Annotated in this window: 13 protein-coding genes; 10 read left to right on the top strand and 3 right to left on the bottom strand. The window is 61.7% G+C overall.

Annotated features, from left to right (window positions below):
• The 3 genes from AB5405_RS05965 to AB5405_RS05955 form a co-directional block, all read right to left on the bottom strand.
• Nucleotides 1-615 (bottom strand): hypothetical protein (locus AB5405_RS05965; RefSeq protein WP_368137878.1); only part of this gene is annotated, 615 nt, incomplete at its 3' end.
• Nucleotides 616-882: 267 nt separating this feature from the next.
• Nucleotides 883-1,359: a type II toxin-antitoxin system VapC family toxin gene (locus tag AB5405_RS05960; RefSeq protein ID WP_368137877.1), complete on the bottom strand. Its 477-nt coding sequence runs from the start codon at nt 1,357-1,359 to the stop codon at nt 883-885.
• On the bottom strand, nt 1,352-1,675 hold the full coding sequence (locus AB5405_RS05955) for a type II toxin-antitoxin system RelB/DinJ family antitoxin (RefSeq protein WP_368137876.1): 324 nt from the start codon (nt 1,673-1,675) through the stop codon (nt 1,352-1,354). Before AB5405_RS05955 ends, AB5405_RS05960 begins: the two co-directional genes overlap by 8 nt.
• Nucleotides 1,676-2,104: 429 nt before the next feature.
• Here AB5405_RS05955 and AB5405_RS05950 point away from each other — a divergent pair, with 429 nt between their 5' ends.
• The 10 genes from AB5405_RS05950 (at nt 2,105) to AB5405_RS05905 (ending at nt 14,772) form a co-directional block, all read left to right on the top strand.
• A complete protein-coding gene (locus AB5405_RS05950) occupies nt 2,105-2,623 on the top strand; it encodes a 4Fe-4S dicluster domain-containing protein (protein WP_022095206.1) in 519 nt (172 codons plus the stop codon).
• Nucleotides 2,624-2,699: 76 nt separating this feature from the next.
• Entirely contained in the window at nt 2,700-4,922 is a 2,223-nt protein-coding gene (gene fdhF, locus AB5405_RS05945; protein ID WP_138340031.1) for a formate dehydrogenase subunit alpha, read from the top strand.
• A 78-nt stretch (nt 4,923-5,000) separates the two neighbouring features.
• Complete coding sequence (locus tag AB5405_RS05940) at nt 5,001-5,618, top strand: 4Fe-4S dicluster domain-containing protein (protein WP_368137875.1); 618 nt, start codon at nt 5,001-5,003, stop codon at nt 5,616-5,618.
• Entirely contained in the window at nt 5,611-7,629 is a 2,019-nt protein-coding gene (hyfB, locus tag AB5405_RS05935) for a hydrogenase 4 subunit B (protein WP_368137874.1), read from the top strand. Before AB5405_RS05940 ends, hyfB begins: the two co-directional genes overlap by 8 nt.
• 17 nt (nt 7,630-7,646) lie before the next feature.
• The gene (locus AB5405_RS05930; protein ID WP_055309580.1) at nt 7,647-8,570 is read left to right on the top strand and encodes a respiratory chain complex I subunit 1 family protein; all 924 of its coding nucleotides are present in this window, start codon (nt 7,647-7,649) and stop codon (nt 8,568-8,570) included.
• A 16-nt stretch (nt 8,571-8,586) separates the two neighbouring features.
• A complete protein-coding gene (locus tag AB5405_RS05925) occupies nt 8,587-10,044 on the top strand; it encodes a hydrogenase 4 subunit D (protein WP_055309579.1) in 1,458 nt (485 codons plus the stop codon).
• A 10-nt stretch (nt 10,045-10,054) separates the two neighbouring features.
• Nucleotides 10,055-10,708 (top strand): hydrogenase 4 membrane subunit, encoded by a 654-nt coding sequence (hyfE, locus tag AB5405_RS05920; RefSeq protein WP_035138044.1) that lies wholly within the window; start codon nt 10,055-10,057, stop codon nt 10,706-10,708.
• Between the two features lie 3 nt (nt 10,709-10,711).
• Nucleotides 10,712-12,277, top strand: coding sequence for a hydrogenase 4 subunit F (locus tag AB5405_RS05915; protein ID WP_368137873.1), 1,566 nt, complete (start codon nt 10,712-10,714; stop codon nt 12,275-12,277).
• Nucleotides 12,278-12,281: 4 nt separating this feature from the next.
• Complete coding sequence (locus AB5405_RS05910) at nt 12,282-14,054, top strand: hydrogenase large subunit (RefSeq protein ID WP_118206179.1); 1,773 nt, start codon at nt 12,282-12,284, stop codon at nt 14,052-14,054.
• A 1-nt stretch (nt 14,055) separates the two neighbouring features.
• Nucleotides 14,056-14,772, top strand: a complete 717-nt coding sequence (locus AB5405_RS05905) for a formate hydrogenlyase complex iron-sulfur subunit (RefSeq protein ID WP_368137872.1) — start codon at nt 14,056-14,058, stop codon at nt 14,770-14,772.
• Nucleotides 14,773-14,895 lie beyond the last annotated feature (123 nt).

Below are 14,895 nucleotides of genomic sequence, written 5' to 3'. Positions count from 1 at the left end.
GCCATCCATGTGTTCAAAAACGTTAAATGCGCGCGCAATGCCGTGCAGTCCGCGGCAGTTCGCTTGTGCATATGCACGCAATTCTTCACGCTCGACACCGTACTCACGAGCCAGCCCGTCGACATAGCCTAGTGCATATCGAAAAGCGCTCGTTCGGGCGATGTCGACCACCGTGCGATATGGATCCGTTAACGTAAACGGGCCGAGCTGCCATACGTTGCCCGCCCGCCAGCGTCGGTATTCAACGAATTCGTACATATCGCGTCTGGTGGAACGCGGCAGCAGCACTTGCACCTTGTCGAGAAGGGAATATGCAGAACCGACGCCATAGAGCAGTGCCGCCGTTGCCCCACAAAACACGGCATCCGGTTCAACGACCGCAATAGCGGATGCTAATTGAAAGATGCGATCTTCGACGCCGAGGTCATTCCAATACGCGGGATCAGCGTAGACATGGTTGTAGAGTCGAATAATCATCTCTTTTTGCATGAGCGCGTAGGCACAGCGTTCATCCCATTTTTTGGTAGCTACAAACAGATGCCCGCCATGATGGGCCTCGAATAACCGGAAGAATAGCTCTGCTTGCGATTTGGAACAGCGTTTATCATGACTCATTTTCGACCCCATGGTCTCGAGGGGGAGTGAATGGCACTACGCTATCCCATATTTGGTCCGCCAGACCTTGCCATGAACTGACCAAAAGCTTGACGGGGCAGGTCAGAGTCATGAGTCGGAGCCAAACATATCGGCAAACGGTTGATTAGTGCCCCTCGGCGGCACTAAAAACCACCCTTACAGAAAGTTGCGGTGAAATAGTTCTTGAAAAGCTCGAATAAGCCTAAATCCAGGAACTATTTCACCGCAACTTAGGAGGGGATGGGGTTAGCTGCGGGGGCGGTGACGGAGCTTGTCGATGGTGGAGTCGGTGCTTCGGCTGTGGGCTTCGGCGGCGCGGTCGCGGGCTTCGGCTGCGGTTTGGCGCTTGTGGCGGTAATCGATCATGCCTTGGATGATGGGCTTGCCAAAGCTCACGACATCATCGTTGTAGATGGCGGTTCGGGCTGCGAGGAGGCAGTCGGTAAAGTCCATATGGGTCTTGCCAAAGAGTTTGACGGCAAGGGCGACAACGGTGGGTTCGTCAACCATGACGTCATCGAGCAGCCTTTTCATGGCCGCGGCAATCTCAACGCGGGGAACCTTATAGACGTCGCGCAGCGTGACCACGACGCGCGTGATGATTTCGGGGTAGACACGAGCGGTGCGCGTGGCGATGACCTTGGCGGCGCGCGGGGACAGAACTTCGTCGTCGTCAAGCAGGTAGCGCAGGATGACGGTCTCGTCGATGATGGTGCTACTCATGGATATCTACTTCCTCGGGACCCAAAATCGAATCGTCGCTTTCCGTGGCAAGGTACTCAATCCAGGCATTGCGCTCCTCGGCGCGGCGATTGGGGTCACCATATGCTTTGAGCAGTCCATAGGCGGCCGTGCCGTCCTTGGAGCGCACGGCGACCGGCTGAAAGGGGAGCTTGCGCATCAAAATACTCTGCGCGACAAATAGACGGACAGCCTCGGCGAGCGATGTGCCCATGGCGTCGTAGAGACGCTCGGCATGCTGCTTGTCTTCCTCGCGAATGCGCACCTGCAGGATGGCTCGTTTTTGAGTCGATGACATCACTGGCCTCCCTTAATGAGCGTGCAATTTGAATAGTCAAATACAACATCGGCTAATAATAGCCAATCTTACAACCACTACTTTATTGCACTAGAGTAAATGAGTGTAAACGATATTACAAACGTACTACATCCTTCAGAAACGAGCGTGAAATCTCCCTTGGATGTACGCATGTAATACACTCACCTTTATAGCTTCTAGAGAATAATTCCAACCTGCCAAAACCCCTGCAATACACCCGTATTGCAGGGCCTATGCTCAAGTTTGCCCCCTGCAACTGCGTATATTTAACCTGTATATCGTTGGAGGAATTCTATCGAAGTGCCTGTTTCGCCGCATGCACTCGATACGCCGATGCCGGACCACGGGCGGTCCGGGGCAACGTCGACAGGGTCTCTCCGGCATGGGATTCAGGAGGGAGTGAACAACATGGGCAATAAACGAGTCGTAGCCGATTCCTCACGCTGCATTGGGTGCCAAACCTGTATGGCGGCGTGCATCGAGGCGCACGACATCCCCGGCAACATCGCCGCGCCGCGCCTGCGCGTGACGCGTACGTACGAGATCTCCGCACCGGTGGCTTGCCATCACTGCGAGGATGCCCCGTGCGCGAAGGCCTGTCCTACGGGCGCCTTGTTCTTTGATCCAAAGAACCATCGTATCGGCGTCAACGAGGACAACTGCATCGGCTGCAAGAGCTGCGTCATGGCCTGCCCCTTTGGCGCCGTGAGCGTGGCGACCACGCAGGTTCCGGTCTTGATGGGCGACGTTCGCGTGGGTTCGCAGACCAAGAGCTTCGTGCTCAAGTGCGACCTGTGCGTGGACCGTCCCGGCGGTCCGGCGTGTGCCGAGGCGTGCCCGACCAAGGGCCTCACCCTGGTTGACGAGGAGCGCCTGGCAGAACTGACTGCCGAGCGTGCCCGCGCCACCATCGAAAACGAGGCGTAAGCGGGCGGCCATACAGGCCCAATGATTGTCAAATAAGTACCGAGCATTCGGTAGCAGAAAAAGGAAGGAGGGTGTCATGGAGAAGCATAAAGTGATCTGCCCGTACTGCGGCGCCGGTTGCCAGTTTAACCTCCTGGTCCAAAACGGCCAGGTCGTGGGCACCGAACCGCTCAACGGCATCACCAACCAGAGCGAGCTGTGCCTTAAGGGCATGAGCGGCTACGACTTCATCAACGACACCAAGATCTTGACTCCTCGCGTACTGCACCCGATGATCCGCCGCACTAAGGGCGCGGATCTTGAGCGCGTAAGCTGGGACGAGGCACTGGATTTCACCGCATCTAAGATGCAGGCCATAATTGATGAATATGGTCCTAACGCTGTCATGACCACCGGCTCTTCGCGAGGCGGCGGCAATGAGGCGAACTACGTCATGCAGAAGTTTACGCGTGCGTGCATCGGCACCCACAGCGTGGACAACTGCGCCCGTACTTGACACGGCCCTACTGTCCTCGGTCTGATGGACACGGTTGGTTCAGGTTGCATGTCATGCTCCATCCCCGGTATGGAGGATGCGGGCTGCATTTTCCTCTTCGGCTATAACCCTGCCGATTCGCACCCCATCGTCGCAAGGCGTATCGTGCGAGCCAAAGAAAAGGGTTGCAAGATCATCGTCGCCGACCCGCGCCATATCGAAACCGCGCGTATCGCCGATCTCTACCTTCCGATCAAGAACGGTTGCAACGTCGCGTTCCTTAACGCCTTTGCAAACTGCTTGGTCAACGATGGCCTCTACGACAAGGAATTCGTCGCCGAGCACACGAACGGCTTTGACGAGTGGTGGGAGACCATCAAGAACTACACTCCCGAATCCGTACAGGACATCACGGGTGTCGAGCCCGCGTTGATCCACCAAGCTGCCGAGATGTACGCCACGGCGAAGCCCTCTGCCATCATTGGCTGGGGTATGGGCGTATGCCAGCAGAAGCAGAACCTGAAGACGGTGCACACCATCGCCTCCATCGCCTGCGTTGCCGGCCAGATCGGCAAACCCAATTCCGGCCTCGCGCCCGTGCGTGGTCAGAACAACGTCCAGGGCTCCTGCGATATGGGCATGCTGCCCAACCTGTACCCTGGCTACCAAAAGGTCACCGACCCGGCAGTGCGTGCCAAGTTTGCCAAGGCTTGGGGCGTGCCCGAGGAAAAGCTCCCGCTCGAGGAGGGCTACAAGCTCACCGACCTGGGTCACCTGGTCGACGAGGGCAAGGTGCACTGCTTCTACAACTACGGCGAGGACCCGGTCCAGACCGAGCCCGATTCGGCCGGAATGCGCAAGACGCTCTCCGAGCTGGATCTGTTCATCTGCCAGGACATCTTTATGACGCAGACGACCATGCTCGCCGACGTCATCCTGCCTGCCACCTCTTGGGGCGAGCACGAGGGTGTCTTTACCGCATCTGACCGTAGCTTCCAGCACTTTGACGCGGCCGTTCCGCCCAAGGGCGAGTGCCGTCACGACTGGGAGATCTTCGCGGACCTGTCCACGCGCATGGGCTATCCCATGCACTATGACAACACCGAGCAGATCTGGAACGAGTGCATTAGCCTGTGCCCCAACTTTGTGGGCGCGACCTACGAGAAGATGGCTCCCGAGGGCGGCTACGCCCAGTGGCCCGTCAAGAGCACCGATGTGAACGACCACGGTACGCCCGACATGTTCGCTGGCGGCAAGTTCACCACCAAGGACGGCCGCGCCAACCTGATGGCGCACGATTGGGAGGCGCCCTCCGAGCTTCCCGACGATGAGTACCCGCTCATCCTGTGCACCGTCCGCGAGGTCGGCCACTACAGCTGCCGCTCGATGACCGGCAACTGCAAGACGCTGGCGCTGCTCGCCGACGAGCCCGGCTTTGTCCGTATGAATCCCGCGGACGCCCAGGCGCGCGGCATCAAGAACGGCGACATCGTCTCGATCCACAGCCGCCGCGGCCAGGTATACAGCCGCGCCGACGTGAGCGACCGTATCAACAAGGGCACGGTCTATATGACCTACCAGTGGTGGATCGGCAAGTGCAACGAGCTGACCATGCACAAGGTCGACCCGGTCTCGCATACGCCCGAGGACAAGTTCTCCGCCTGCCAGGTCGACGCCATTGCCGACCAGGTCTGGGCAGAGGGCGAGGTGGAACGTCAGTACACCGAGCTCAAGCAGGCTCTGGTTGACGCCGCCGCTCCTCAGGACGTTGAGCCCGGCGCCGCCAAGTTCGACGACGAGGCACACGTAAATCAAATCGTGTAGTCCCGTTCTCGTTGGCTTTTTGGGCCGGGCGTCCCGTACGTTCGGGAGCCCGGCCCGTTATTTTGAAAGGAAGTGGGGATGAACCGCTTCATCGACATCAACCCGGAGAGGTGCATCGGCTGCGGAACATGCCAGTCCGCCTGTGCCGACGCACACCGGATGCAGGGTCTTCAGGATACGCCGCGCCTGGCGCTCGTGAAGACCGGCGGTATTTCGGCCGCCCTTACCTGCCACCATTGCGAGGGTGCCCCCTGCGCCGAGGTTTGCCCGGTGAATGCCATCGAGCACGATGGCGATCGCATCCACGTCAAGGAGCAGGAGTGCATCGGGTGCAGGCTATGCGCCATCGCGTGCCCCTTCGGAGCCATCCATCCCGATGGCACGTCTATCGCCGGTGTCGCAGGCATGTGCGACCCGACGCCTTCGTATCCTAAGTCCCTGAGCAGCCTGCTGACGTGGGCTCCCGGCCAGTACACCTGTGCTGTCAAGTGCGACCTGTGCGCCTTCGATCCGGACGGCCCGCATTGTGTGGCGGCGTGCCCCACCAAGGCACTGACCGTCATGGGCGGCGCGGCCGATCGCGAGCTCGACGAGGCCAAGCGCCTGCGCTCGATCGAAAACGGTCCGGTCGTCGACGTTACCGCCGTGGCCCAGGGCCTGTCCGAGAAAGCAGAAGGGAGCGTAAACAATGGATAGCATGACGCTGTTTATCGCATCGCTTGCCGTCTCGTGCATCGGTGCGCTCGTCTCGGTTCTGCTGATCAAGGCCGATAACGCCGCCAAGACCGCCGGCTGCCTTATCGGCGCCGTCGCCGCGGTGCTGTCGTTCATCGCGGGCCTCGAGGCCGTGCTTGGCGACGTTTCGTCCCTCAACACGGTCTTCTTTTTCCCGTTCGCCCGTCTCGAGCTCTTGCTCAACGGCCTTGCGGGCCTGATCGTGGTCCTCATCTCAATCCTCGCCTTTGCGGGCTTCATCTACGGTCTGTCCTACTTCGATGAGTACCCGGGCAAGGTCGGGCGCGCCGGTTTCTTCATGAACACCTTCGTCGCCTCGATGATGCTCGTCATCACCGCCGACAACGTGTTCTGGTTCCTGGTCGCCTTTGAGCTCATGTCCCTTACGAGCTACTTCCTTGTCGTTATCGAGGAGAACAAGAACTCCATTAGGGGCGGTTGGCTCTACTTCGTCATCGCGCACGTGGGCTTTGTCCTTATCATGGCGAGTTTCCTGCTCATGACCAACGGCGTGGGCGGTTCCTTCAGCTTCAGTGATTACCGTACGCATGACTTTGGACCCGCCGTCTCCTCCGCGTGCTTCGTCCTCGCGTTCTTCGGATTCGGCGCAAAGGCCGGTATCATCCCGCTGCACTCCTGGCTGCCCCAGGCGCACCCCGAGGCGCCGTCCAACGTGTCCGCCCTCATGTCCGGCGGCATGATCAAGATCGGCATCCTGGGAATCCTCAAGGTCGGTCTCGACCTGCTCGCGGGTTCGGGCGTCCAGCTCTGGTGGGGCCTCATGGTCCTGGTCTTCGGATCCATCTCGTCGGTCCTGGGCGTCGTCTACGCCCTCCACGAGCACGACATTAAGCGCCTGCTGGCCTACCACTCCGTCGAGAACATCGGCATCATCTTGCTCGGTGTCGGCGCGTCCATGACGGCGCACGCCCTGGGCAACGACGTCATCGCGACGATCGCGCTCATGGCCGCCCTCTACCACACGCTCAACCACGCCATGTTCAAGGGCGAGCTGTTCCTCGGCGCGGGCTCCCTGCTCTATGCCACGGGTACGCGCAACATGGAGAAGATGGGCGGCCTGTTCCGCCGTATGCCGGTCACGGCCGTCTGCTTCCTCATCGGTGCCCTTGCCATCTCGGCTATCCCGCCGCTCAACGGCTTCGTTTCCGAGTGGTTCACCTACCAGTCCCTGTTCAACATCTCGACGCTCTCCGACCCGGTCGTCATGGTGTTCGCCGTCGCCTCCGCGGCCGCCCTCGCCATCACCGGTGCCCTGGCCGTCACGTGCTTCGTGAAGGCCTACGGCGTCTCGTTCGCGAGCAGCCCTCGTTCCCAGGAGGCCGCGAACGCCAAGGAGTCCCCGGCTCCGATGTTGTTCTCGCAGATGCTCCTCGCGGCCATCTGCGTGGTGCTGGGAATCGGCTCTCCCGTCATCGCCCCGGTTCTGGGCGACGTCGCCCAGAGCGTGCTTGCCGGCTCTGCCGTCACAGCCACCTCGGGCGTGTCTCTGGTGAACGAGATTTCCGGTGCCGCCACCTCCACCCCCGCGATCGCCATCGCGCTCGTGGTCCTCACCGGCCTCGCGTTCGTGTTGAGATCCTGCCTCGGCACCAAGGCCCCCGCTAAGAAGACCGACCCTTGGGCGTGCGGCTACGAGCCCAACGAGCACATGCCCGTCGTCGCCACGAGCTTCGCGTCAGACGTAGAGCTCTTCATGGGCCCGCTCTACACCCTGCGCGAGGTATGCACCAAGATCTGCTGGTCCATCGCGCACGTGTTCCAGAAGCTCACCGGTGTCGCCCAGGGCGTTGAGCCCCTGCCCGACCGCTTCCTGGTCGATGCACCGAGCGAGGGTGCCGATAAGCTGGCCGGCCTCGCCTCCAAGATCGAGGGCGGCAACTACTCCGTATACATCTGCTACATCGTCGCGGCGCTCGTGGTCTTCCTCGTGCTCGCCGTGGTCATGGTCTAGAGAGGGGAGAGGATATTATGAACATCGTTCTTGCGATAGCGCAGGGCCTCGTGGTCATGCTGGTCGCGCCCTTCTTCTCCGGCCTCGCCCGTGTGATTCGCGCGAAGATGCACAATCGCCGCGGTCCGTCCATCCTTCAGGATTACCGGGACCTCGCGAAGCTCATGGCGCGTCCCGAGTCCGTGAGTTCCGACTCGAGCTTCGTGCTGCGCATCATGCCGCCGCTGTTCCTCGCGGTGTCGTTCATGCTCGCCATGGGCCTGCCCATGTTCACGCTCGAGAGCCCCATGCCCGTCTTTGGTGACGCCATCACCATCATGTACGCGCTCGCGCTGTCCCGCTTCTTCTTCGCGCTGTCCGGCGTGGATTCCTCCAACGCCTACGCGGGCTTCGGCGGTATCCGCGAGCTCCTCATGAGCGTGCTCATCGAGCCGTCCATGCTCATCGCGCTGTTTACCGTCGCCATCGTGTGCGGCTCCACGGACATTGCGACCATGGGCCAGCACATCGTTACGGGCAACGTCTCGAGCGTCGTCGCCGTTATCCTCGCCGGCGTCGCCTTCGCGGCCGCCTGTTACATGGAGCTCGGCAAGCTTCCGTTCGATCAGGCCGAAGCCGAGCAGGAGCTCCAGGAGGGCCCGCTCGCCGAGCTCTCCGGCCCGTCCCTGGCCATGATGAAGCTCGCCATGGGCATGAAGCAGGTCGTGGTCGTCGCTTGGTTCACCTCCATCTTCATCCCTTGGGGAGAGCCCGCGACCATCGGCGTCACCGCTCTCGTGGGCGCCGTCGTCTTCCTTGTCAAGTGCCTGGTCGATTTCGTTGTCTGCGGCGTGCTCGAGAACTCCGTTTCCCGTTCGCGCTTCAAGGTGCTCGGTAACCAGACCTGGGCCGTCGTCGGCATCGCGGTCCTCGCGTTCGTCTTCGTCGTCGTAGGCGTGTAGGGAGAAGGGAGAAACTATGTCAATCGAATCGAGCTTGTCCCTCTTTGCCATGGTGGCGATCGCCGTCCCCATGCTGGGCTCCCTGCTCATCGTCATGCTGCCGCGTCCCTACGCTAAATGGATCTGCGCCTTTGCCGGCGGCATCGCCACGGTCGCTTCCGTTGGCTTGGCCGCGACGTTTGCCGGAAACGGCATGAACGCGGTCGATGTAACCTGGGCGAGTATGGGCCAGACCTTGGTCATGGGCTTCATATTCGACCGGATGAGCACGCTGCTCGCACCCGCGTTCGTCGCTATCGGCCTGCTCGTCGTCATCTATTCGTTCCCGTACATGAGCGATAAGAACAAGGAGCATCCCGACGCGCCCCGTCGCCGCTTCTACGTGTACTTCTCCACGTTCATCGGCGCCATGGCCGGTCTCGCCTACAGCTCCACCATCGTCGGCCAGCTCGTTTTCTTCGAGATCACCGGCGTGTGCTCCTGGGGCCTCATCAGCTACTACATGACGCCCACGGCCAAGAAGGCCGGTATGAAGGCGCTCATCATCACCCATATCGGCGCTCTGGGACTCTACATCGGCGCGGCCTTCCTGTTCGCCGGAACCGGCACGTTCGCGCTGAGCGCGATCTCCCAGCTCGATTCCGGTATGAAGACCGTCGTGCTGCTGCTCATCCTGTTCGCCGCTTGGGCCAAGTCCGCCCAGTTCCCGCTCTACATGTGGCTGCCCTCCGCAATGGAGGCCCCCACGCCCGTTTCCGCCTACCTCCATGGCGCGTCCATGGTGAAGGTCGGCGTGTGCGTGTTCGCCCGCGCTCTTGCGAGTGCCGGCGATATCCCCGAGATCGTCGGTTGGGTCGCCATCATCGACGCCGTCGTGACCATGCTCTTCGGCTTCCTCATGTACCTGCCCCAGAAGGATATGAAGCGCCTGCTCGCCTTCTCGACGATCGCGCAGCTCGCCTACGTGTTCTTCGGCCTGGGCCTCTCCGTGTTCGGAAGCCAGATGGCGTTCAACGGCGCCGTCGAGCACATCTTCAACCACGCGTTCACCAAGACCCTGTTCTTCCTCATCGCCGGCTCCCTCAGCTTCACGCTGGGAACCCGTATGTTGCCCAAGATCCAGGGCCTCATGAAGAAGTACCCGGTCACGGGCGTGGGCTTCGCGGTCGCCGCGACCGCTATCGCCGGCGTGCCCCCCATGAGCACCTTCTTCTCCAAGTTCCAGATTATTTCCGGTGGCTTCGCGGTTGGTGCTTCCAACACGGTCATCTTCGTCCTCGTGTGCGTCATGGTCGTCGAGACCGTCGCCACCTTCGCATGGTTCCTGCGTTGGATGGGTAAGGTCCTGCCCGGTGAGCCGAGCGAGACCGTGGCCGCCGGCCAGCCCCTTCCGCGCGCCATGGCGTTCGTGTTCGTCGTCCTCATGATCATGGTCGTCGTCGCCGGTCCTCTGTCCTCTAGTTGGATGGGTTAGGAGGTAGGACATGGGTTATTCGTTAGTCAATATCCTGGGCGGTCTTCTGATCGTGACCTCCACCATGGTGGTCGTCTCGAAGACCATCCCGTCCGCCATTAAGTGGTACGCGATCCAGTCGGTTGTCCTGGTGGGCGTGCTGCTCACCCTGGGCCTCACCACCGGTGCCACCGAGCTTCTCATGTGGGCCGCGTCGGCCTTCGTCACCAAGGTGATCCTCGTTCCGTTCATTCTCAACCGTGCCTACAAAAAGATGGGTTCGCCTGCCGATAGCACGCTGACCTCCTCCATCAAGCCGGCCTGGACCATCATCCTCACCGGTCTGGAGGTGGCCATCTGCTTCGCGGTGGTCACGCGCCTGAGCCTGCCCACCGCTGAGGTGGCTACTCCGGCCCTCGCCATCAGCTTCGCGCACTTCTTCGTCGGCCTCACGTGCATCATCTCCCAGCGCAACATCCTCAAGCAAATCTTCGGGTACTGCCTTATGGAGAACGGTAGCCACGTGACGCTCGCCCTGCTCGCGCCCACGGCCCCCGAGATCATCGAGATCGGCATCGCCACCGACGCCATTTTCGCCGTCATCATCATGTCCGCCGTCGTCGTGAGGATCTGGAACGACACCAAGTCGCTCGACTCCCACGACCTGACCGAATTGAAGGGGTAGGCCATGGATGTTTCAATGCTGACGGTCGCCCTGCTCGCTTGTCCCCTCGTGTTCTCCCTGATTATGACTGCGCTCCCCAAGACGACGTCCTACAGCGTCTTTGCGGGGCTCAACACCATCTCCGTCGCGGCGACCCTCGTCCTTTCGGTCGTCACCGCGGGAACCATGCTCTCGAGCGGGCAGAATATCGACGCTTTGGGCCTGTGGCTCCATCTCGATTCGCTCTCGTCGATCTTCGTCCTTCTGGTAGGCATCATCGGGTTCATCACCGGCGTGTACTCCATCTCCTATATCAAGATCGATATCGAGGAGAAGACCATGCCGGCCGAGCGCACCAAGCAGTACTACGCGCTGTTTAGCCTGTTCGTTTTCACGATGCTGCTCGCCTGCCTGTCCAACAACATCATCCTCACCTGGGCGGCGGTCGAGGCCACCACGCTGTCGACCGTGTTCCTCGTGGGCATCTACAAGAACAAGCAGGCGCTCGAGGCGTCTTGGAAGTACGCGATGGTCTGCACCGCCGGCGTGGCCTTCGGCCTGTTCGGCACGCTGCTCATCTACGCGAACGCCGCCGATATCATGCCCAACGCGCATGAGGCAGCCTTCCTCACCTCCATCATGCCCTACGCCGACCAGTTCGACCCGATGCTCGTGCGCCTCGCGTTCGCGTTCATCGTCATCGGCTTCGGCACCAAGGCGGGCCTGTTCCCCATGCACACTTGGCTGCCCGACGCGCACTCCCAGGCTCCGAGCCCGGTCTCCGCGCTGCTCTCGGGCGTGCTGCTCAAGTGCGCCATGCTGGTGATCATCCGCTTCTACTCCCTGTCCATCATCACGGTGGGCGACACCTATCCGCGTACGCTCCTGCTCATCCTGGGCACGCTGTCCATCCTGGTGGCCGCCCTGTGCATCTTTAAGCAGGACGATATCAAGCGCCGCTTCGCGTACTCCTCCGTCGACAACGTCGGCGTGGTCGCGCTGTGCCTGGGTATCGGTGGTCCGCTCGGTATCGCCGCCTGCCTGCTGCACTGCATCTTCCACGGTTTCACGAAGGCGCTCGCCTTCTGCATGGCCGGTAACATCCAGCACATCTACCACACCCGCGACCTGAACAAGATCAAGGGCGTCGTCGAGATCGCTCCCGTCACGGCAGCGCTCACCATCATCGCCCTGCTCGCGCTCGCCGCCTTCCCGCCGTTCGCCCTGTTCATCTCCGAGTTCCTCACCTTCGTGGCCGGCGTCCAGTCCGGTCCCATCTGGGTGGTCGTGCTCGTGGCCATTGGCCTCACCGGCGTGTACTTTGCCCTTACCGGCATCGCGCTCAAGTCCATCTTCGGCAAGGCGCCCGAGGGCATGAAGCGCCACGAGGTGCCCGCCCTCATGATCATCCCCGAGATCGCCCTCGCGATCGTGGTCATGTGGTTCGGTATCGCCACCCCGGTCGCCATCACGAGCGGCGTCGAGGATGCAACGTCCGTCGTTTTGAACCAGAGCGTCGAAGAGCTCCACGAGGCTCCTCTCTACCGCATGGTGTTCAGTTCCCAGACCAAGACAAGCGAGGTGAATTAGCACCATGGCAGAACCTGAAAAGAAGGACTACGCTCGTCGTTGCGAAAGCCACGTCGAGGCCCTGCGCGCCGCAGTGCCGGGCGCTATCGAGAAGGTTGAGTGGCAGTGCGAGGACCAGCTGACGATCACCGTCAAGCTGGACCGTCTGCCCGAGGCCGTCCACTACCTGTACTACGAGCGCTACGGCTGGATTCCCGTGATTGTCGGCAACGACGAGCGCTCCCTGTGCGGCCGTTACGCCGTGTACTACGTCATCTCCATGGAGGGGGAGGACCCCGGCTGGGTTACCGTGCGTGCCGAGGTCGACCCCGCCAAGATGACGTTCCCGTCCGTGACGCCGTTCGTCCCCGCCTGCGTGTGGGGCGAGCGCGAGCTGCGCGATATGTTCGGCCTGATTCCCGAGGGTCTGCCCGACCGCCGTCGCCTGGTGCTTCCCGACGATTGGCCCAGCGGGCTGTACCCGTTGCGCAAGGATTCGATGGATTACCGTTTCCGCCCCGCCCCCGCGAGCGACATGGAAAACTACGAATTCTTGGCCGACACCAAGGGCAAGGAGACCACGCTCGTCCCCATGGGACCGTTGCACATCACCTCCGACGAGCCCGGCCACTTCCGCCTGTTCGTTGAGGGCGAGACGATCGTCGATGCCGACTACCGTCTGTTCTACGTGCACCGCGGCATGGAGAAGGTCGCCGAGACGCGCCTGAACTATGACGCCGTGACGTTCCTCGCCGACCGCATCTGCGGCATCTGCGGCTGCGCCCACTCGGTGGCCTATGCCGAGGCCGTCGAGCGCGCCCAGGGCATTCATGTCCCGCCGCGCGCCCAGTACATCCGCGCTATCATGCTCGAGGTCGAGCGCCTGCACTCGCATCTGCTCAACATTGGCCTGGCGTCTCACTACACGGGCTTCGACTCCGGCTTCCAGCAGTTCTTCCGCGTCCGCGAGAAGTCCATGGACCTGGCCGAGAAGCTCTCCGGTCACCGCAAGACCTACGGCCTCAACGTGATCGGCGGCGTGCGTCGCGACATTTTGGCCGAGCAGAAGCTCTCCACCCTCACGACCATCCACCAGCTGCGCTCCGAGGTTCAGGAGCTCGTCGACGTCTTGCTCTCGACGCCCAACTTTATTGAGCGTACGAGTGGCATCGGCATCTTGGACCGCAAGATCGCACGCGACTTCTCGCCGGTCGGCCCGCTCATGCGCGGTTCGGGCTATGCCCGCGACGTGCGCTTTGATCATCCCTTCGACGGCTATGCCGATCCGGATGTCCAAAAGATGCACGCCGCTACGGCCGACACCTGCGATGCCTTCGGCCGTACCGCCGTGCGCATCCAGGAGGTCTACGATTCGATCGACATGATCGAGACCATGCTCGAGAACTGCCCGTCGGGTCCCATCCTCACCACGGATTGGGAGTACACCCCGCACAAGTACGCCATCGGTGCCACCGAGGCGCCGCGCGGCGAGGACGTGCATTGGGCCATGCTCGGCAACAACCAGAAGTGCTACCGCTGGCGCGCCAAGGCCGCCACGTACAGCAACTGGCCGGTCCTGCGCTACATGTTCCGCGGTAACACCGTTGGCGACGCGGCGCTGATCGTCGGCTCGCTCGACCCGTGCTACTCCTGCACCGACCGCGTGACGGTGACCGATGTCGCCGCCAAGCGCGACCACGTGCTCGACAAGGAGCAGTTCGAGAACGTCTGGCGCGACAAGTCGCCGCTTGCGGGCGAGGGCACCATGGCCGCTCCGCTCGATGAGGAGGCGCTCTAATATGCTGAAGCTTTGGAAGGTTAACGCCAAGGCCGGCGACGCGACGGTCAAGTACCCGTTTGCGCCGTTTCCCACCAACAAGGACATGCGCGGCAAGCCCGAGCACAACGCCGAGCTCTGCATCGCCTGCGGTGCCTGCGGCGTGGCGTGCCCGGCCGATGCCATTCGCATGGACACCGACCTTGCGGCCGATACCATCACCTGGTCGATCGACTACGGTCGCTGCATCTTTTGCGGCCGCTGCGAGGAAGCCTGCCCCATGGAGGCCATCAAGCTCACCGAGGAGTTTGAGCTGGCTGTCATGAGCAAGGACGACCTCACCAGCAAGAGCGTCTATATGCTCGAGCACTGCTCGCGTTGCGGCAAGCCGTTTGCCCCGCACAAGGAGATCGACTACGCCAAGCGCCTGCTGCAAAAGGCCGGCGGCATGGAGGCCGAGCAGGCCGCCCGTACCGTCGGTATGTGCCAGGAGTGCAAGCGCGAGCTCGACGCCCTGCGCGCCGCCTCGGCCGTAAAGACCGGCAACGCTGCCGGCATGGCTGCCAACGAGACGCTTGCGTCCGGTGAGCCCCAGGGCCCCGGCATGGAGTATCTGGGCGGCCACGGCGTGAACCCGGAGTATATCGACCGCGAGCTCAACCCCGATGCGCCCGAGATCCCCGCTGGACCTGCACCGGTCGAGGGCATCATCATGGATTTTGATACGAAGGAGGAGTAACCATGGCCGAACCCACGCTTTTGCCCGAGCGGCTTCAGTACCGCCCGACCAAGATCGAGCTCGACGAGAGCATCGAGAAGGCCAAGGCGACCCTTCTTAAGAAGATCAAGCGCTCGGTGTACG

Origin of the sequence: Collinsella aerofaciens (assembly GCF_040920445.1) — a bacterium.
Classification (GTDB): Bacteria; Actinomycetota; Coriobacteriia; order Coriobacteriales; family Coriobacteriaceae; genus Collinsella; species Collinsella aerofaciens_BH.
Note: the sequence above shows the minus strand (reverse complement) of the source record. Positions and strands in the feature narration are given on the sequence as shown.

Bases quoted from the DNA above. Each gene is read 5' to 3' on its own strand.
- AB5405_RS05960 (WP_368137877.1), bottom strand. From the start codon at position 1,359: ATGAGTAGCACCATCATCGACGAGACCGTCATCCTGCGCTACCTGCTT.
- AB5405_RS05955 (WP_368137876.1), bottom strand. From the start codon at position 1,675: ATGTCATCGACTCAAAAACGAGCCATCCTGCAGGTGCGCATTCGCGAG.
- AB5405_RS05950 (WP_022095206.1), top strand. From the start codon at position 2,105: ATGGGCAATAAACGAGTCGTAGCCGATTCCTCACGCTGCATTGGGTGC.
- AB5405_RS05940 (WP_368137875.1), top strand. From the start codon at position 5,001: ATGAACCGCTTCATCGACATCAACCCGGAGAGGTGCATCGGCTGCGGA.
- hyfB (WP_368137874.1), top strand. From the start codon at position 5,611: ATGGATAGCATGACGCTGTTTATCGCATCGCTTGCCGTCTCGTGCATC.
- AB5405_RS05930 (WP_055309580.1), top strand. From the start codon at position 7,647: ATGAACATCGTTCTTGCGATAGCGCAGGGCCTCGTGGTCATGCTGGTC.
- AB5405_RS05925 (WP_055309579.1), top strand. From the start codon at position 8,587: ATGTCAATCGAATCGAGCTTGTCCCTCTTTGCCATGGTGGCGATCGCC.
- hyfE (WP_035138044.1), top strand. From the start codon at position 10,055: ATGGGTTATTCGTTAGTCAATATCCTGGGCGGTCTTCTGATCGTGACC.
- AB5405_RS05915 (WP_368137873.1), top strand. From the start codon at position 10,712: ATGGATGTTTCAATGCTGACGGTCGCCCTGCTCGCTTGTCCCCTCGTG.
- AB5405_RS05910 (WP_118206179.1), top strand. From the start codon at position 12,282: ATGGCAGAACCTGAAAAGAAGGACTACGCTCGTCGTTGCGAAAGCCAC.
- AB5405_RS05905 (WP_368137872.1), top strand. From the start codon at position 14,056: ATGCTGAAGCTTTGGAAGGTTAACGCCAAGGCCGGCGACGCGACGGTC.